Origin of the sequence: Micromonospora sp. NPDC049203 (assembly GCF_043197215.1) — a bacterium.
In the GTDB taxonomy this organism is placed as follows: domain Bacteria; phylum Actinomycetota; class Actinomycetes; order Mycobacteriales; family Micromonosporaceae; genus Micromonospora.
In genome coordinates this window covers 261,614-280,829 of record NZ_JBICSV010000002.1, presented here as the reverse complement: position 1 = coordinate 280,829, position 19,216 = coordinate 261,614, and the positions used below count along the sequence as shown (strand labels likewise).

The 19,216-nt window shown below is 70.5% G+C and carries 13 protein-coding genes; 12 read left to right on the top strand and 1 reads right to left on the bottom strand.

Annotated elements, in window-relative coordinates; all coding sequences use genetic code 11:
• The first annotated feature begins 116 nt into the window (after nucleotides 1–116).
• The 4 genes from ACGFIA_RS05915 (at nucleotide 117) to mmsB (ending at nucleotide 5,702) form a co-directional block, all read left to right on the top strand.
• Nucleotides 117–1,496: an endo-1,4-beta-xylanase gene (locus tag ACGFIA_RS05915; protein ID WP_357478670.1), complete on the top strand. Its 1,380-nt coding sequence runs from the start codon at nucleotides 117–119 to the stop codon at nucleotides 1,494–1,496.
• A 199-nt stretch (nucleotides 1,497–1,695) separates the two neighbouring features.
• A complete protein-coding gene (gene chvE, locus ACGFIA_RS05910) occupies nucleotides 1,696–2,835 on the top strand; it encodes a multiple monosaccharide ABC transporter substrate-binding protein (RefSeq protein WP_357382970.1) in 1,140 nt (379 codons plus the stop codon).
• 81 nt (nucleotides 2,836–2,916) lie between these two features.
• Entirely contained in the window at nucleotides 2,917–4,455 is a 1,539-nt protein-coding gene (mmsA, locus tag ACGFIA_RS05905) for a multiple monosaccharide ABC transporter ATP-binding protein (RefSeq protein WP_357478667.1), read from the top strand.
• Complete coding sequence (mmsB, locus tag ACGFIA_RS05900; protein WP_357382974.1) at nucleotides 4,452–5,702, top strand: multiple monosaccharide ABC transporter permease; 1,251 nt, start codon at nucleotides 4,452–4,454, stop codon at nucleotides 5,700–5,702. The genes mmsA and mmsB overlap by 4 nt, the downstream gene beginning before the upstream one ends.
• 59 nt (nucleotides 5,703–5,761) lie before the next feature.
• Here mmsB and ACGFIA_RS05895 read toward each other — a convergent pair whose 3' ends face one another.
• Nucleotides 5,762–7,417, bottom strand: coding sequence for a glycoside hydrolase family 27 protein (locus ACGFIA_RS05895; protein ID WP_393258881.1), 1,656 nt, complete (start codon nucleotides 7,415–7,417; stop codon nucleotides 5,762–5,764).
• 654 nt (nucleotides 7,418–8,071) lie between these two features.
• Here ACGFIA_RS05895 and araB point away from each other — a divergent pair.
• From araB to ACGFIA_RS05855, 8 genes are all read left to right on the top strand, one after another.
• On the top strand, nucleotides 8,072–9,754 hold the full coding sequence (gene araB, locus ACGFIA_RS05890; RefSeq protein ID WP_357382978.1) for a ribulokinase: 1,683 nt from the start codon (nucleotides 8,072–8,074) through the stop codon (nucleotides 9,752–9,754).
• Nucleotides 9,751–10,422 (top strand): L-ribulose-5-phosphate 4-epimerase, encoded by a 672-nt coding sequence (locus ACGFIA_RS05885; RefSeq protein ID WP_357382980.1) that lies wholly within the window; start codon nucleotides 9,751–9,753, stop codon nucleotides 10,420–10,422. Before araB ends, ACGFIA_RS05885 begins: the two co-directional genes overlap by 4 nt.
• Nucleotides 10,423–10,519: 97 nt before the next feature.
• Nucleotides 10,520–11,521 (top strand): ABC transporter substrate-binding protein, encoded by a 1,002-nt coding sequence (locus tag ACGFIA_RS05880; protein ID WP_357382982.1) that lies wholly within the window; start codon nucleotides 10,520–10,522, stop codon nucleotides 11,519–11,521.
• 69 nt (nucleotides 11,522–11,590) lie between these two features.
• Nucleotides 11,591–13,132 carry a sugar ABC transporter ATP-binding protein gene (locus ACGFIA_RS05875; RefSeq protein WP_357467783.1) on the top strand — a complete coding sequence of 514 codons (1,542 nt, stop codon included), beginning with the start codon at nucleotides 11,591–11,593 and terminating at the stop codon, nucleotides 13,130–13,132.
• A complete protein-coding gene (locus ACGFIA_RS05870) occupies nucleotides 13,129–14,199 on the top strand; it encodes an ABC transporter permease (protein ID WP_357382986.1) in 1,071 nt (356 codons plus the stop codon). Before ACGFIA_RS05875 ends, ACGFIA_RS05870 begins: the two co-directional genes overlap by 4 nt.
• Complete coding sequence (gene yjfF, locus ACGFIA_RS05865; protein ID WP_357382988.1) at nucleotides 14,196–15,188, top strand: galactofuranose ABC transporter, permease protein YjfF; 993 nt, start codon at nucleotides 14,196–14,198, stop codon at nucleotides 15,186–15,188. Before ACGFIA_RS05870 ends, yjfF begins: the two co-directional genes overlap by 4 nt.
• Nucleotides 15,189–15,214: 26 nt before the next feature.
• A complete protein-coding gene (gene araA, locus ACGFIA_RS05860) occupies nucleotides 15,215–16,717 on the top strand; it encodes an L-arabinose isomerase (protein WP_393258877.1) in 1,503 nt (500 codons plus the stop codon).
• A gap of 246 nt (nucleotides 16,718–16,963) precedes the next feature.
• Entirely contained in the window at nucleotides 16,964–19,039 is a 2,076-nt protein-coding gene (locus ACGFIA_RS05855; protein ID WP_357382992.1) for an RICIN domain-containing protein, read from the top strand.
• Nucleotides 19,040–19,216: the final 177 nt, after the last annotated feature.

Here is a 19,216-nt window from a genome sequence, read left to right as displayed (position 1 = left end):
GAGCACCGCAAGGCTCACCGGGCGAGCCGCGCTGGTCGTACCCCGACACCGCCACCGGACGCGGGGTCGGGACGTCGCACCACCACCATCGCGTAACCCCCGGAAGAGGAATCCGCATGAGACGAAAGAGAGCCTTGCTGACCACCGGCATCCTGGCCGGCGCGCTCGCCGCCGGGATGGCGGTGGCCCTGGCGCCGTCCGCGAGCGCCGGCACCACGCTGCGCGCGGCGGCGGCCGAGAAGGGCCGCTACTTCGGTGCCGCGGTCGCCACCGGCAAGCTGTCCGACAACACGTACACCACCGTGCTGAACCGCGAGTTCAACTCCGTGGTGGCCGAGAACGAGATGAAGTGGGACGCCACCGAGCCCCAGCAGGGGCGGTTCTCCTACACCGGCGGTGACCGGCTGGTCAGCCACGCCAGGGCCAACGGGATGAGCGTGCGCGGGCACGCCCTGCTCTGGCACCAGCAGCAGCCGAGCTGGGCGCAGGGCCTGTCCGGCACCGCGCTGCGCAACGCGGCGATCAACCACGTCACCCAGGTGGCGACCCACTTCCGGGGCCAGATCTACGCCTGGGACGTGGTGAACGAGGCGTTCGCCGACGGCGGCAGCGGCGGTCGCCGTGACTCGAACCTCCAGCGCACCGGCAACGACTGGATCGAGGCGGCGTTCCGGGCGGCCCGCGCGGCCGACCCGGGCGCGAAGCTCTGCTACAACGACTACAACACCGACGGCATCAACGCGAAGTCGACGGGCATCTACAACATGGTCCGCGACTTCAAGTCGCGCGGCGTGCCGATCGACTGCGTCGGCTTCCAGTCGCACCTGGGCACCACGATCCCCGGCGACTACCAGGCCAACCTCCAGCGCTTCGCCGACCTGGGCGTCGAGGTGCAGATCACCGAGCTGGACGTGATGACCGGCGGTAACCAGGCGAACATCTACGCCGCCGTCACCCGCGCCTGCCTGGCGGTGTCGCGCTGCGCCGGCATCACCGTGTGGGGCGTGCGCGACTGCGACTCGTGGCGCGGCTCGGACAACGCGCTGCTGTTCGACTGCGGGGGCAACAAGAAGGCGGCGTACAACGCGGTGCTCGACGCGCTGAACTCCGGCACCAACAACCCGCCGCCGCCGACCACCACCCCGCCGCCGAACAACCCGACCACCCCGCCACCGAACAACCCGACCACGCCGCCGCCGGGTCAGGGCGGATGTTCGGCGTCGGTGACGCTGAACTCGTGGACCGGCGGGTTCGTGGCGACGGTGAAGGTGACGGCGGGCTCGTCGGGCACCCGGGGCTGGACCGTCAGCATGACGCTGCCGGGCGGCGCGAGCATCACGAACACCTGGAGCGCGACGGCCAGCGGGAACAGCGGCACGGTGCGGTTCACGAACGTGGACTACAACGGCCAGCTCGGCGCCGGTCAGAGCACCGAGTTCGGTTTCCAGGGCAACGGCAGCGGATCGGGCATGACGCCCACCTGCTCCGCCAGCTGAACCGGGTCACCGCGGGGGCGGCGTGCCGTCGCCCCGCGGTGCTCCACCCCGTGTCCCGTCCGACCTGGACCGTCGTCTCTGTTACGAGAAAGAGACATGCGCATTTCGCGCGATTGGTTGACGGGGCAACTTGTGAGCGTTAACACTCCCCGTGAGGGTTACCTGTGTCACAGGGACCGCCACGACAGGGAGGACGCTCGTGCGCAGACGACTTCTGGCCGCACTCAGCGGTGCCGCGCTCGTGATCAGCCTGACCGCCTGCAGCGGTGAGGGCGCGGGAGGCGGCGGAGACACCAGCTCGGCCAAGCCCGGCGACCTGACGATCGGCGTCTCGATGCCGACCCAGACCTCGGAACGCTGGATCGCCGACGGCAACTCGGTGAAGGAGAAGCTGCAGGCGAAGGGCTACAAGGTCGACCTCCAGTACGCCGGGGACGACATCCCCACCCAGTCGCAGCAGATCGACCAGATGATCACCAAGGGCGCGGACGTGCTGGTCATCGCCCCGATCGACGGCACCGCCCTCAGCGGCCAGCTCCAGGCCGCCGCGGCGGCGAAGATCCCGGTCATCTCCTACGACCGGCTCATCCGCAACAGCCCCAACGTCAGCTTCTACGTCAGCTTCGACAACTACAAGGTCGGGGTGGCGCAGGCCAACGCGCTCCTGGTCGGGCTCGGCCTGCTCACCAAGGACGGCGCCAAGGGCACCGCGACCGGCCCGTTCAACGTGGAGCTGTTCGCCGGCTCGCTCGACGACAACAACGCCGGCTTCTTCTTCAACGGCGCGATGGACACGCTCAAGCCGTACTTCGACGCCGGGACGCTGAAGGTCAAGTCGGGGCAGACCAAGATCGAACAGGCCGCCATCCTGCGCTGGCAGCAGGAGACCGCGCAGAAGCGGATGGAGGACCTGCTCACCTCCAGCTACAACGACGGCAGCAAGGTCGACGGCGTGCTGTCGCCGTTCGACGGCCTGTCCCGCGGCATCATCACCGCGCTGCAGAACGCCGGATACCGCGGCGGCGCGAAGAAGATGCCGGTGGTGACCGGCCAGGACGCCGAGGTCGCCTCGGTCAAGCTCATCAACGACGGCGTGCAGAGCTCCACCGTGTTCAAGGACACCCGCCTGCTGGCCGAGCAGGCGGTCATCGCCGCCGAGGCGTTCCTGCGCAAGGAGGAGCCGAAGGCCAACGAGACCAAGGCGTACAACAACGGCGTCAAGGTCGTGCCCGCCTTCCTGCTGCCGGTGCAGACCGTCTACAAGGAGGACATCAAGTCCGTCCTCATCGACTCGGGCTACCTGACCGAGGCGGAGGTGGCCGCCGGCCGGGCCGGCTGACCCGCGGCGACGGGCCCGGCGGCCACCGCGCCCCGGGCCCGCCCGCTCCGGACACCACGACCACGAGCAGGACGGATACCCATGAGCGATCACATCCTCGAGATGCGTGGCATCACGAAGACCTTCCCCGGGGTGACCGCGCTCCAGGACGTCTCGCTCGCCGTACGGCGCGGCGAGATCCACGCGATCTGCGGTGAGAACGGCGCCGGCAAGTCCACCCTGATGAAGGTGCTGTCCGGCGTCCATCCGGCGGGTAGCTACGACGGTCAGATCGTCTTCGACGGCGAGCCGGTCGGGTTCCGGGGGATCCAGGACAGCGAGGCCCGCGGCATCGTGATCATCCACCAGGAACTGGCGCTGGTGCCCTACCTGTCGATCGCCGAGAACATCTTCCTCGGCAACGAGCGCCGCGGCCGCAGCGGGCTCATCGACTGGCACCGGACGAACGCGGAGGCCGCGGCGTTGCTGCGGTCGGTCGGGCTGCACGAGAACCCGGTCACCCCGGTCATCCAGCTCGGTGTCGGCAAGCAGCAACTCGTGGAGATCGCCAAGGCGCTGTCCAAGCGGGTCCGGCTGCTGATCCTCGACGAGCCGACCGCGGCGCTCAACGACGTCGACTCGGCGCACCTGCTGGACCTGCTGCGCCGGCTGCGCGACCAGGGCATCACCTGCATCATGATCTCGCACAAGCTCGGCGAGATCACCGCCGTCGCCGACTCGACGACTGTGATCCGCGACGGCCGTACCGTCGAGACGCTGGACATGTCCGACGGCGCCGTCACCCAGGACCGGATCATCCGCGGCATGGTCGGTCGCGACCTGGCCGCCTTCTACCCGACCCGCAGCGTGACGCCCGGCGAGGAGGTGCTGCGGATCGAGGACTGGTCGGTGCGCCACCCGACCCAGGACCGCCTGGTCGTCGACCGGGCCTCGCTGCGCGTGCGGGCCGGCGAGGTGGTCGGCATCGCCGGCCTGATGGGCGCCGGGCGCACCGAGCTGGCGATGAGCGTGTTCGGCCGGTCGTACGGCCGGGACATCCGCGGCCAGCTGTTCGTCAAGGGCCGCGAGGTGCGGGCGCGCACGGTGGCCGAGGCCATCGCCAACGGCATCGCGTACGCCACCGAGGACCGCAAGCACTACGGCCTCAACCTGATCGACGACGTGCGGGGCAACGTCTCCGCCGCCGCGCTCGACAAGCTGGCCCACCGTGGCTGGATCGACGGCAACCGGGAGATCCAGGTCGCCGAGCGGGGGCGGCGCGACATGAACATCAAGGCGCCGACGGTGATGTCGGTGGTGGGCAAGCTCTCCGGCGGCAACCAGCAGAAGGTCGTGCTGGCGAAGTGGCTGTTCACCGACCCGGACGTGCTGATCCTCGACGAGCCGACCCGGGGCATCGACGTGGGTGCCAAGTTCGAGATCTACACGATCGTCAACCGGCTGGTGGCCGACGGCAAGGCCGTCGTGCTCATCTCCTCCGAACTGCCCGAGCTGCTCGGCATGTGCGACCGCATCTACACCCTGGCGGCCGGACGGATCACCGGGGAGATGCCGGTGGCCGACGCCACCCAGGAGAACCTGATGGAACTCATGACCAAGGACAGGGATCTCGTCCGATGACCAGCACGAAGCCTCCCCCCGCCACGAAGATCGCCACCCCGGACACCGGCGCGGCGGCGACCCTGCACACCGGCACCAGTGACCCGCGCACGCTGATCCTGGGCAACCTGCGGCAGAGCGGCATCTACATCGCCCTGGTGGTGATCGTGGCGCTGTTCGCGGTCCTCACCGACGGCGTCTCGCTGAGCCCCGGCAACCTGACGAACATCGTCCTGCAGTACTCCTACATCCTGGTGCTCGCGATCGGCATGGTCATCGTGATCATCGGCGGGCACATCGACCTGTCGGTGGGATCGGTGGTGGCGCTCACCGGAGCGGTCTCGGCGGTGCTCGTCATCCGCGAGGGCCTGCCCTGGTGGGTAGGCGTCCTGGCCGCGCTCGCGGTGGGTGTCGCGGTCGGCGCGTGGCACGGCCTCTGGGTCGCGTACGCCGGCATCCCGGCGTTCATCGTCACCCTGGCCGGCATGCTCCTGTTCCGTGGCCTGACGCTGCGCGTGCTGGACAACATCTCGCTGTCGCCGTTCCCCGAGGAGTACCAGCGGGTGGCCGCAGGGTTCCTCAACGGACTGCTGGGCGGCCAGGGCTACGACGCGTTCACGCTGTTCATCGGCGCGTTCGCGGTGGTCGGGTACGCCGCGAGCGTGTTCCGCACCCGGGTCGCCCGGGTGCGCCACGAGCAGCCGGTGGAGTCGTTCCCGCTGTTCGTCCTGCGGGTCGTGGTGGTCGGCGCCGTGGTCATGTGGTTCGCCTGGCAGCTCGCCCATGCCCGGGGCCTGCCGATCGTGCTGATCGTGCTCGCCGTGCTCGTGCTCGTCTACGGCCTGCTCACCCGCCGGACGGTGTTCGGCCGCCGGGTGTACGCGATCGGCGGCAACCTGCCGGCGGCGATGCTGTCCGGCGTACGGGTGAAGCGGGTCAACTTCTGGATCTTCGTCAACATGGGCTTCCTGTCCGGGGTGGCGGGCGTGATCTACTCGTCCCGCTCCAACGGGGCCCAGCCGGCGGCGGGGAACATGTTCGAGCTGGACGCGATCGCCGCGGCGTTCATCGGCGGCGCGGCGGTCACCGGTGGCGTCGGCACCGTGGTCGGCGCCATGGTGGGTGGCCTGATCATGGCGGTGATGAGCAACGGGATGCAGCTCATGAGCATCGACCAGTCGGTCCAGTCGGTGGTGAAGGGCCTGGTGCTGCTCGTCGCGGTGGCATTCGACATCTGGAACAAGCGCCGGGCCGCCGGCGCCCGGTGACGGCCGGCCGGACGCTCGCCCCTTCGTCCGGCCGGCCGCCGTTCACCGGCGGTAGCCGCTCACGCCCGGCTCCACCGTTGGTTGGTGTTGCCGTGGCAGGTCCAGAGGATGACCCGGGTGCCGTTCGCGGTGCCCGCGTTGTCGACGTCCAGGCACAGCGACGGGAAGCGCACGTTGCTCACCGTGCCGTTGCCGTTGAACGTCCACTGCTGGTTGGTGCCGCCGTTGCAGTCCCAGATCTGCACCCGGGTGCCGGCCGTCGCGCTGGTCGGCACGTCCAGGCACTTGCCGAGCACCTGCAACGCCTGCCCGTTGGCGGTGAACTGCTGGTTGGCGTTGGTGTGGCAGTCCCAGATCAGCGTTCCGGTCCCGTTGGCGGTGCCGGCGTTGTCGACGTCGAGGCACCGGCCGGACGACTCGCTGCGCAGCCGGAACGTGGTCGGGACCGGAGGCGGGGTGGTGGTGCCGCCCCCGCTGACCCGGTAGACCACCGTGCCGTGCGCGGGCACGCTCGCCGAGATCGTCCCGGTGCTGGTGGACGTGGCGTCGGTCCACGCGTCGCGCAACGTGAACGAGCTGCCGCTCTTGCCCACCGCCGCCGCCGTGGTGTAGACGGTGGTGGTCGAGCCGCCCTGGTTGAACAGGGCCACCGCGACGTCGCCGTTTGCGAGCGGCTTGGCCAGCACCCGGCGGGTGCCGTCGAAGGAGACCTGGACCGCCTGGCGGCCGAGCGTGTCCTGGTTGATCGCGACCAGGTTCGCGTTGCGCAGGATGGCGAGGGTGGCCGCGTTCGCCGAACGTACGTCGTTGCCCATCATCAGCGGCGAGGCCAGGATCGACCAGAGCGCGAAGTGGCTGCGCATCTCGGTGTCGTTCATCCCGCCCCGGCCGACTTCGAGCATGTCCGGGTCGTTGAACCCGCCGGGGCCGGCGTACCCGGCCAGGGGCACCGTGACGTCGACGATGTTCTGGATGCCCATCGGGTAGCCGTTTGTCTGGCCGGTGTTCCACGCGTTCGTGATGTCCTCGGTGGTCCGCCACAGGTTCGCCACGTCGCTCCAGTTGCGCTGCGGCCCGGTCTTGGCGTGGTAGCTGTTGGGGTTGATGCTGTAGACGATCGGCCGGCCGGTGGCGGCCAGCGCGTCGCGCATGATCCCGAACCGCGCCACCTGGTCGTTTATGGTGCCGGTGGAGGAGCACCAGTCGTACTTCAGGTAGTCCACGCCCCACGCGGCGAACTGGCGGGCGTCCTGGTACTCGTGGTTGAGGCTGCCGGTGGCGCCGGGGAACGCGCCGCCGACCTGGGCGCAGGTCTTGTCCAGCGGCACCTGGTAGATGCCGAACAGCAGGCCGCGGGCGTGCAGGTAGTCACCGAGCGACTTCATCCCGCTGGGGAACCGCTGCGGGTGCGCCTGGAGGTTGCCCTGCGCGTCCCGGTTCGGGTCGAACCAGCAGTCGTCCACGACGACGTACTTGTATCCGAGGTCGCGCAGGCCGTTGCTGACGATCGCGTCGGCGGTCTGGCGGATGAGGGTCTCGTTGATGTTGCAGCCGAAGGTGTTCCAGGTGTTCCAGCCCATCGGCGGGGTACGGGCGACGCCGTTGTTCAGCGCCTGGGCGGGGCGCGGGGCCATCGCCTGGCCGGTGACTGTGGCGGCGAGCGCCACCGCCGCGACGCCCAGGACGGCGAGCGTCCGTCGGGTCCATCTGCGCACTGATCCTCCTCGGTCGCCGGGCGCCGGCCGTGCCGGCGTCCGGTTGGGAGCGGCCCGCCGAGCGCACGACGTCGCCCGTGGGGCACCGGGCGTACGCGGCACGGCAGTCGAGAGGGGGCCGGCCGGTCACCGGCGGGCGCTCGTGGGTGGTGGGTCCGGCGGTCGACGGGGTCGCCGTCCACGTCGCCGCCCGGCTGCGGCGCCGGGGTTTCCCGGACGGCGGCGCCACGAAGCTGGGATGGCGAGAATGTTATCGCTGACATCCAGACCTGTAAATAGCAGAGGCCCCCGCGGCGACGGCGGCGACCACCGCTCAGGCGGGTGGCGCGGCCGGGAAAAGTGCCGCTGAGCGGCACCGTGAGGGCCCGAACGGCATCCCCCCCGGCACTCCGGTCCATGGTGCCGGCTGCGCCCGCTTGGCGATCTCCGAAGGCATCGATTGTTGTCGCTAACATCGCTGTTTTCCAGAGCTGGGGACCGGGCCGGCGGCGCGCCCGTGTGGATCTCCCTGGGCGGTGGCCGCGCCGGTCCGTCCGGGCCGGTCGGGGCGTGTCCGGAAGAGCCGATCCTCGTTACGCACCTGTTGCCCGGACGTGTCTTGACGGATGTATATGTGAGCGCTAACACTATCCCCGTGACACGGCGGAGGTGCAAATGAGCGAAGTGGACGCGTCCGACCGGTACGTGATCGGGGTCGATTTCGGCACGCTGTCCGGGCGGGCGCTCGTGGTCCGCGTCCGTGACGGCGCCGAACTCGGCACGGCGGTGCACGAGTACCGGCACGGGGTCATCGAGACCGCGCTACCCGACGGCGGCCCGGCACTGCCCCCGGACTGGGCCCTGCAGGACCCGGACGACTACCGCGAGGTGCTGCGTAACGCCGTGCCGGCGGCGCTCGCCGAAGCCGGCGTCGACCCGTCCCGGGTGGTGGGCATCGGCACCGACTTCACCGCCTGCACTGTGCTTCCCACGCTCGCCGACGGCACACCGCTGTGCGAGCTCCCGGAGCTGCGCGAACGGCCGCACGCCTGGGTGAAGCTCTGGAAGCACCACGCCGCGCAGCCGCACGCCGACCGGATCAACGCGCTGGCGGCCGAACGCGGCGAGCCGTGGCTCGGCCGCTACGGCGGCAAGATCTCCGCGGAGTGGCAGTTCGCCAAGGGCCTGCAGATCCTGGAGGAGGACCCGGAGGTCTACCGGCGGGCCGAGCGCTTCATCGAGGCCGCCGACTGGATCGTGTGGCAGCTCTGCGACGCCGAGACGCGCAACGTCTGCACCGCCGGCTACAAGGGCATCCGGCAGGACGGCCGGTACCCGTCGCCGGACTACCTGGCCGCCCTCGATCCCGGTTTCACCGACTTCGTGGCCAAGCTGGACGGTCCGCTGCTGCCGCTGGGCGCGCGGGCCGGCACGCTCGGCGCCCGCGCCGCCGCCTGGACCGGTCTGCCCGAGGGCATCGCGGTAGCGGTCGGCAACGTCGACGCGCACGTCACGGCCGCCGCCGCCCAGGCGCTGCGCCCGGGCCGGCTGGTCGCCATCATGGGCACCTCCACCTGTCACGTGCTCAACGGCACCCACCCGGCCGAGGTGCCGGGCATGTGCGGCGTGGTCGACGGCGGCATCAGCCCCGGCGCCTGGGGCTTCGAGGCCGGGCAGAGCGGCGTGGGGGACATCTTCGGCTGGTTCGTCCGCCACGCCGCCCCGGCCGGGTTCGACTCGCACGAGCGGCTCACCGAGGCCGCCGCCGCCCAGCCGGTCGGCGCGCACGGCCTGGTGGCGCTGGACTGGTGGAACGGCAACCGGTCCCTGCTGGTCAACCACGACCTCAGCGGCATGGTCGTCGGGCTGACGCTCGCCACCCGGCCGCCGGACGTCTACCGGGCGCTGCTGGAGGCCACCGCGTACGGCACCCGGATGATCGTCGAGGCGTTCGCGCAGGCCGGCGTGCCGGTCGACGACCTGGTGGTGGCCGGCGGGCTCACCTCCAACCGGCTGCTCATGCAGATCTACGCCGACGTGACGAACCGGCCGCTGAGCATCATCGGCTCCGCCCAGGGCCCGGCGCTCGGCTCGGCCGTCCACGCGGCTGTCGCCGCCGGGGCGTACCCGACGATCCACGAGGCGTCCGCCGCGATGGGGCGCATCGACGAGGCCGTCTACCGGCCCGTACCGGAGAACGTGCGGGCGTACGACGCCCTGTACGCCGAGTACCGCGCGCTGCACGACCACTTCGGTCGCGGCGCGAACGACGTGATGCTCCGCCTGCGGGCGATCCGCAACGCGGCGGCCGACGCCGCCGCGGACCGCGCCCCCGCGACCCTGGAGGTGGTCGGATGAACAGCCAGGTCGACGCGCTGCGCGAGACGGTGGCCCGCCTGCACCGCGAACTGACCCGCTACGACCTGGTGGCCTGGACCGCCGGCAACGTGTCGGCCCGCGTACCCGGTCAGGACCTGATGGTCATCAAGCCCAGCGGGGTCGACTACGACGACCTGACCGCCGAGGCCATGGTGGTCTGCGACCTGGGCGGCACTGTGGTCGACGGCGACGGCGCCCCGTCCAGCGACACCGCCGCGCACGCCTACGTCTACCGCGCGATGCCCGAGGTCGGCGGCGTCGTGCACACCCACAGCGGGTACGCCACCGCCTGGGCGGCCCGCGGCGAGGCGATCCCGTGCTGGCTGACCGCGCAGGCCGACGAGTTCGGCGGGGAGATCCCGATCGGACCGTTCGCGCTGATCGGCGGCGACGACATCGGCAAGGGCATCGTCAGCACGCTGTCCGGGCACCGCTCACCCGCGGTGCTCATGCGCAACCACGGCGTCTTCACCATCGGCCGCGACGCACGGGCGGCGGTCAAGGCGGCCGTGATGTGCGAGGACGTCGCCAGAACCGCCCACCTGGCCCGTGCGCTCGGGCAGCCGGTGCCGATCGCGCCGGCCGACATCGACTCGCTCTACGACCGCTACCAGAACGTGTACGGCCAACGCCCGCCGGCGCACTGAACCCCGGGAGCGCCGCGCACCCCCCACCACCACACCCGGGCCGCTCCGGCTCCCCGCCGGTCGCGCGCCCGGAACATCCAACCCCGGAGGAGAATCGATGAGAAGCAGGAGCACGGCACGCAAGGTCGTCGCGGCCTTCGCCGGCGTGCTGCTCGCCGCCAGCATGGCCGCGTGCGGCAACAGCGACACCGGCGACGGTTCCGGCAGCGGCAGCGGCAACGACAAGATCGTCCTGGGCTTCTCCCAGGTGGGCGCCGAGAGTGGCTGGCGCACCGCGAACACCACCTCGATCAAGGAGGCGGCTGCCGAGGCGGGCATCGAGCTGAAGTTCGACGACGCCCAGCAGAAGCAGGAGAACCAGATCAAGGCGATCCGCAACTTCATCCAGCAGAAGGTCGACGTGATCGCCTTCTCGCCGGTGGTGGAGTCCGGCTGGGACACCGTGCTCAAGGAGGCCAAGGACGCCAAGATCCCGGTGATCCTGACCGACCGCGCGGTCGACTCGGCCGACAAGTCGCTCTACAAGACGTTCCTCGGCTCGGACTTCGTCAAGGAGGGCCGCCTCGCCGGCGAGTGGCTGGTGGAGCAGAAGAAGGCGGCGTCCGGCCCGGTCAACATCGTGGAGCTGCAGGGCACCACCGGCTCGGCGCCGGCCAACGACCGGAAGAAGGGCTTCGCCGAGGCCATCGCCGCCAACCCCAACCTCAAGATCGTCGCCTCGCAGTCGGGTGACTTCACCCGCGCCGGCGGCAAGCAGGTGATGGAGCAGTTCCTCAAGGCCAACCCGAAGATCGACGTGCTCTTCGCGCACAACGACGACATGGGCCTGGGCGCGCTCGAGGCGATCACCGCGGCGGGCAAGACGCCCGGCAAGGACATCACCATCATCACCGTCGACGCGGTGAAGGACGGCATGCAGGCCCTCGCGGACGGCAAGTTCAACTTCATCGCCGAGTGCAGCCCGCTGCTCGGCCCGCAGCTGATGGACCTGGCCAAGAAGGTCAAGGCCGGCGAGGAGGTCCCCGCCCGGATCGAGACCGAGGAGACCACCTTCACCCAGGAGCAGGCCAAGGAGGCACTGCCCAACCGCAAGTACTGACCCACCCCGGGGGTCGCCGTCGCGAGACGGCGGCCCCCGTGCCACCACGTCTAGAAGAGGTCCGATGGGATGACGGGTAACCGTCCGGTCCTGACCATGACCGGCATCAGCAAGACCTTCCCCGGGGTCCGCGCGCTGCACGACGTCGACTTCCGGCTGTTCCCGGGCGAGGTCCACGCCCTGATGGGTGAGAACGGCGCCGGCAAGTCCACCCTGATCAAGGTGCTGACAGGCGTCTACGGGACCGATGCGGGCGTCATCACCCTCGACGGCGAGCAGGTCTCGTTCAGCGGGCCGATGCAGGCCGCCGCGGCCGGCGTCAGCACCGTCTACCAGGAGGTCAACCTCTGCACCAACCTGTCGGTGGCGGAGAACGTCTTCATCGGCCGCGAGCCGCGCCGGCTCGGCGCGGTGCGCTGGGGCGAGATGCGCCGGCGGGCGCGCGACCTGCTGGTCCGGCTCGACCTCGACCTCGACGTCGCCGCGCCGCTCGGCACGTACTCGCTCGCGGTGCAGCAGATGGTGGCCATCGCCCGGGCGATCGACGTGCGGGCGCGGGTGCTGATCCTGGACGAGCCGACGTCCAGCCTGGACGCCGGCGAGGTCGCGCAGCTGTTCCGGATCATGCGCCAACTGCGCGACGAGGGGATCGCGATCCTGTTCGTCACCCACTTCCTCGACCAGGTCTACGGCATCGCCGACCGGATCACGGTGCTGCGCAACGGCCAGCTCGTGGGGGAGTACCGCACCGAGGAGCTGCCGCAGTTCAGCCTGGTCGAGAAGATGATCGGGCAGGAGCTGGACGTGCTGGAGCGGCTGGACGAGCAGCAGAAGCGCGCCACTGTCGTACCGGACGGCAAGGCGCCGCTGGTGGACGCCGCCGGCGTCGGCCGGCGCGGCGCGGTCGCCCCGTTCAGCCTGCGCATCCACGCCGGTGAGGTGGTCGGCCTGGCCGGCCTGCTCGGCTCCGGCCGGACCGAGGTGGCGCGGCTGATCTTCGGCGCGGACCGGGCCGACCACGGCCAGGTCCGGCTCGACCGCGGCCGGGCGCCGGTGCGCAACCCGATCCAGGCCATCGAGCACGGCGTCGGGTTCTGCTCCGAGAACCGCCGGGCCGAGGGCATCGTCCCGGAGCTGTCGGTCCGGGAGAACATGATCCTGGCGATGCAGGCCGCGCGCGGCTGGCTGCGCCCGATCCCGCGCCGCAGGCAGGACGAGCTGGTCCGCAGGTACATGGAAGCGCTCAGCATCCGTCCGGCCAACCCGGAACTGCCGGTGCGCAACCTCTCCGGTGGCAACCAGCAGAAGGTGTTGCTGGCCCGCTGGCTGATCACCGAACCGCGCCTGCTCATCCTGGACGAACCGACCCGCGGTATCGACGTCGGCGCCAAGGCCGAGATCCAGAAGCTGGTCGTGCAGCTCTCCGACGGCGGCATGGCGGTGCTGTTCATCTCCGCCGAGCTGGAGGAGGTGCTGCGCCTGAGCCACCGGGTCGCGGTCATGCGCGACCGCGAGATGGTCGCCCAGCTCGACAACGACGACACGCTCGACGCCGACCGCGTCATGCGCACCATCGCCAGTGGAACGCCCCGGGAGGAGGTGACCCGATGACCGCCGTCGCCGACCGCCTCCGCCCGCTGACCGGCCACCGCCTGTTCTGGCCGGCGCTCGTGCTCGTGGTCATGATCGCCGCGAACACCGTCTACCGTCCCGGCTTCCTCGCCGTCGAGGTCAAGAACGGCCACCTGTACGGCACACCGATCGACATCCTCCGGCTGAGCGCGCCGCTGATCCTGGTCGCGCTCGGGATGACGCTGGTCATCGCCACCGGTGGCATCGACCTGTCGGTCGGCTCGCTCTGCGCGATCAGCGGCGCCATCGCCTGCCTGCACATCAGCGGGGCGGCCGACCAGAGCAGCCCGGCCACGGTGGCCACCGCGCTGGCGCTGGCCTTCGGCGCCGCGCTCGTGCTCGGCGCGTGGAACGGCGTGCTGGTCGCGGTCATCGGCATCCAGCCGATCATCGCCACGCTGATCCTCATGGTGGCCGGGCGGGGCATCGCCCAGCTCGTCACCGAGGGGCAGATCATCACGATCAACTCCGGTCCGTACCGGGCGATCGGGCTCGGGCACTTCCTGACGCTGCCGCTGGCCATCCTGATCGCGCTCGCCGCCGCGCTGCTCGTGGCCGCGTTCACCCGCCGTACCGCGCTCGGGCTGATCGTCGAGTCGGTCGGCGGCAACGCCGAGGCCAGCCGGCTCGCCGGCATCCGGTCGCGCCGCATCATCTTCCTCGTCTACGTGATCAGCGCCGCCTGTGCCGCGCTCGCCGGTTTCATGGTCACCGCCAACGTCTCCAGCGCCGACGGCAACGCCGCCGGCCTGTGGATCGAACTCGACGCGATCCTGGCCGTCGTCATCGGCGGCACATCGCTGGCCGGCGGCCGGTTCTCCCTCGGCGGCACCGTCCTCGGCGCGCTGATCATCCAGACCCTCACCACCACCGTGTACGCGATGAACATCTCGCCGCAGACGTCACTGCTGTTCAAGGCGGTCGTCGTGATCGCCGTCTGCCTCGTGCAGGCCCCGGCGTTCCGCGCCCGGTTCCGCCGTCGCAGGCGCGGCACCGAACCCGGCCCGGCGGCGCCGCAGCGGGAGAAGGAGCAGGTGCCGGCATGAGCAGCACGTCGTTGACCTCCGGCCGCTCCTGGCGGCCCAGCCTGCCCCGGCGGCACGTCCCGGTGCTGGCCACGCTCGCGCTGCTGCTGGTCATGTACGGCGTCGGGGTGTCCCAGTACCGCGCCTTCTCCAACGTCCAGGTCGTCTTCAACGTCTTCATCGACAACGGCTTCCTGCTCGTCGTCGCGGTCGGCATGACGTTCGTGATCCTCACCGGCGGCATCGACCTGTCCGTCGGCTCGGTGGTCGCGATGACCGCGATGGTGTCGGCCGCGCTGCTGCGCGACGGCCTGCCCGCCGTCCTGGTGCTGGTGATCGCGCTGCTGATCGGCCCGACGCTCGGTTTCCTGATGGGCTGCGCGATCCATTTCTTCGAGATCCAGCCGTTCATCGTGACACTCGCCGGGATGTTCTTCGCCCGGGGCATGTGCACGTTCATCAGTGACGCCTCCATCTCCATCACCGACGGCTTCTGGACGTCGATGTCGCAGCAGCGCATCGGTGATCCGGCCGGCAACTTCGTGTCGATAAGCGTGCTGATCGCGTTCGCGGTGGTGCTGATCGCGGCGTACGTGCTGGCGTACACCCGGTTCGGCCGCAACGTGTACGCGGTCGGCGGCAACGCGCAGTCGGCGCTGCTGATGGGCCTGCCGGTGGCGCGGACCAGGATCGCCGTCTACACGATCAGCGGGCTCTGCTCGGCCATCGGCGGCATCCTGCTGTCGTTCTACACGCTCTCCGGCGCGCCGCTGATCGCGGTCGGGATGGAGCTGGACGTGATCGCCGCGGTCGTGATCGGCGGCACCGTGCTCACCGGCGGTTCCGGGTACGTCTTCGGCACCGTGCTCGGTGTGCTGGTGCTCGGCGTGATCCAGACCCTGATCACGTTCGACGGCAGCCTCAACTCCTGGTGGACCAAGATCGTGATCGGCGGCCTGCTCTTCGCGTTCATCCTCCTCCAGCGCCTCATCGGCATCCGGTTCAAGTGACGGTTCCTAGCGCGGAAGGCAACAACATGGCAACTCACCCCCAGCCCGAGGTCTGGTTCCTCACCGGCAGCCAGGGCCTCTACGGCGAGGACACCCTGCGGCAGGTCGCCGAGCAGTCCCGGCAGATCGCCGCGCGCCTGGACGAGTCGCCGGACATTCCCGTACGCGTGGTCTGGAAGCCGGTCCTCACCTCCAGCGCGGACATCCTGGCGGTGTGCCGGGACGCCGCCGTGCAGGGCGCGGTCGGGGTGATCGCCTGGATGCACACGTTCTCCCCGGCCAAGATGTGGATCTCCGGGCTGGACGCGCTGCGGACGCCGCTGCTGCACCTGCACACGCAGGCGAACGTGGCGCTGCCGTGGGACGAGATCGACATGGACTTCATGAACCTCAACCAGGCCGCGCACGGCGACCGGGAGTTCGGGTTCGTCCAGACCCGGCTCGGGGTGGCCCGCAAGACCGTCGCCGGCCACGTCACCGACCCCCGGGTCGTCGGCCGGGTCGCGGCCTGGGCCCGGGCCGCCGTCGGCTGGTCGGCGGTGCGGACGCTGCGGCTGGCGCGCTTCGGCGACAACATGCGCGACGTCGCGGTCACCGAGGGGGACAAGGTCGAGGCGGAGCTGCGCTTCGGCGTCTCGGTGAACACCTACGGCGTGAACGACCTCGTCGCGGCCGTCGACCAGGTGGCGGACGCGCAGGTGGACGACCTGGTCAAGGAGTACGACGACACCTTCCGGGTCGCCGCCGAGCTGCGGCCCGGCGGGGACCGGCACGACTCGCTGCGGTACGCGGCGCGGCAGGAGCTGGGCCTGCGCGCGTTCCTGGAGGCCGGCGGGTTCCGGGCGTTCACCACGAACTTCGAGGACCTCGGCGGGCTGCGCCAGCTCCCCGGGATCGCGGTGCAGCGCCTGATGGCCGACGGCTACGGCTTCGGCGGTGAGGGGGACTGGAAGACCTCCGTGCTCGTGCACACGCTCAAGGCGATGGCCGTCGGCGTGCCCGGCGGCACGTCGTTCATGGAGGACTACACCTACGATCTGACGTTCGGCCAGGAGCTGATCCTCGGCGCGCACATGCTGGAGGTGTGCCCGAGCATCGCCGCCGACGTGCCGAGCGCGGAGGTGCACCCGCTGAGCATCGGCGGGCGGGAGGACCCGGTACGCCTGGTCTTCGACGCGGCGTCCGGCCCGGCCGTCGTGCTGGGCATGGCGGACATGGGGGAGCGGTTCCGGCTGATCGCCAACGCGGTGGACGTGGTGCCGCCGCCGCAGCCGCTGCGCCGGCTGCCGGTGGCGCGCGCGGTCTGGCGCCCGCAGCCCGACCTGGCCGGCTCGGCGGAGGCGTGGATCACCGCCGGCGCCCCGCACCACACGGTGCTGTCCCAGGCCGTCGGCATGGAGGAACTGCGCGACCTGGCCAACATGGCCCGGACCGAGCTGGTGGTCATCGACGCCGAGACGCGCCCGCACCGCTTCGCCGACGAGCTGCGCTGGAATCAGGCGTACTACCGCCTCGCCCGGGGCTTCTGAGCCCTCGCCGGCCGGCCGTGCCGGCCCGCGGCGGTGCCCCGTGTTACGGCTTGACGAACGACATGTTATCGCTCACAGTCGATGGATAGGGTCACCGGCACCGCTCGCGGGCCGTTCCGGGCGCGATCTGCGCCGCAGTTGCCAGGGATCCGACTCCGCCTGGGTGGGCTTCGCTGTTAGCGATAACGCTGCCGTGGTCGGCGCGTGCCGCCGTGCCCGGGCTCCGGTCGACGAAGGAGGATCGTGGTGACGGCTCGACTGTCCCGTGGACGTGGACGCCTGTCCCGGCTGCTGGCCGGGGTGGTGGCGCTGCTGGTGGGGGGTGTGGTGGTGGGCGCCGTGCCCGCGCCGGTATCGGCGGCCACAGTGGACACCAGCGCGTACTACGTGCTGGTGAACCGCAACAGCGGCAAGGCGCTGGACCTGTACAACCAGGCGACGAACGACGGGGCGCGGATCACCCAGTGGACGCGCAACGACGGCGCCTGGCAGCAGTGGCAGTTCGTGGACTCCGGCGGTGGCTACTACCGGCTGCGCTCCCGGCACTCCGGCAAGGTGCTGGACGTGAGCGGCGCGTCCACCGCCAACGGCGCCGCGGTGGTCCAGTGGACCGACCACGGCGGCAACAACCAGCAGTTCCGGCTGGCCGACTCCGACAGCGGGTACGTCCGGCTGATCAACCGGAACTCGAACAAGGTGATGGAGGTGCAGAACGCCTCCACCGCCGACGGCGGCAACATCGTGCAGTACGACGACTGGAACGGCGCGAACCAGCAGTGGCAGCTCGTCCGCGTCGGCGACAGCCCCGGCAACCCGGGCAACCCGGGCGGCAACTTCACCAACCCGGCCGTCTGGCAGGACTTCGCCGACGTCGACATCATCCGGGTCGGCGACGTCTACTACATGTCCGCCTCGACCATGCACTACTCGCCGGGCGCGCCGGTGCTGCGCTCCTGGGACCTCGTGAACTGGGAGTTCGCCGGGCACTCGGTGCCGCGGCTGGAGTTCGGCACCAAGTACGACCTGAGCGGCAGCGAGCAGGCGTACGTGGACGGCATCTGGGCGTCGACGCTCAACTACCGGCCGAGCAACCGCACGTTCTACTGGGCCGGGTGCATCGACTTCGCGCAGACCCACATCTACACCGCCACCGCCGTGGACGGCGCGTGGAACCGGCTGACCACCATTCCCAACTGCTACTACGACGCCGGCATGCTGATCGACGACAACGACACCATGTACGTCGCGTACGGCAACGGCACGATCAGCGTGGCCCAGCTCTCCGCCGACGGACGCAGCCAGGTCCGGGCCCAGCAGGTCTACCAGACGCCGTCGAGCATCGGCACGCTGGAGGGCGCGCGCTTCTACAAGCGCAACGGCGCGTACTACATCTGGCTGACCCGGCCGGCCAACGGCCAGTACGTGCTGAAGTCCACGAACGGCCCGTTCGGCCCGTACGAGCAGCGGCAGGTGCTGCTGAACCTGCCCGGCCCGATCTCCGGCGGTGGCGTGCCGCACCAGGGCGGCCTGGTGCAGACGCAGACCGGCGCCTGGTACTACATGGCGTTCACCGACGCGTACCCCGGTGGCCGGATGCCGACGCTGGCGCCGATCACCTGGACCGCCGACGGCTGGCCGCAGGTGCAGACCGTCAACGGGGCCTGGGGCGCGAGCTACCCCAACCCGCTGCCGACCCGTCCGGTCAAGCCGCTCACCGGCACCGACACGTTCTCCGGCACCACGCTCGGCCCGCAGTACGAGTGGAACCACAACCCGGACAACAGCAGGTGGTCGGTGAACAACGGCCTGCGGCTGCAGACCGCCACCGTCACGAACGACCTGTACCGGGCCCGCAACACGCTCACCCACCGCATCCAGGGTCCGACCTCGACCGGCACGATCGAGCTGGACTACTCGACCATGCGCGACGGTGACCGGGCCGGCCTGGCGATGCTGCGGGACAGCTCGGCCTGGATCGGCGTACGGCGGGACAACGGCGCGACCCGGGTGGTGATGACGAACGGCCTGACCATGGGCTCGAACTGGAACACCACGAGCACCGGTACGGAGATCGCCAGTGCGGCGGTGTCCGGGGGGCGGATCTGGTTGCGGGCGAACGCCGACATCCGGCCGGGTTCGGGCCGGCAGGCGCGGTTCTCCTACAGCACCGACGGGGTGAACTTCGTACCGCTCGGCAACGCGCTGACGCTCAACAACGCGTGGCAGTTCTTCATGGGCTACCGGTTCGGCTTCTTCAACTACGCCACCCAATCGCTGGGCGGCGCGGTGACGGTGCGGCAGTTCTCGCTGACAACACCGTGACAACGGTCACCATTCACGAGCGTTGACACAACTGCAAGGCCCGGGGTGCGGCTGCGGCAATCGCCGGAAAAGCCGCACCCCGGGCCCAATTGCACCGCCTCCGAGCTGCCCGTTCGTGCCGCTGCGCAGCGGAAGGGAATGAGCCGTCGATCGATTCCGCGATAGCACCGCGCCACG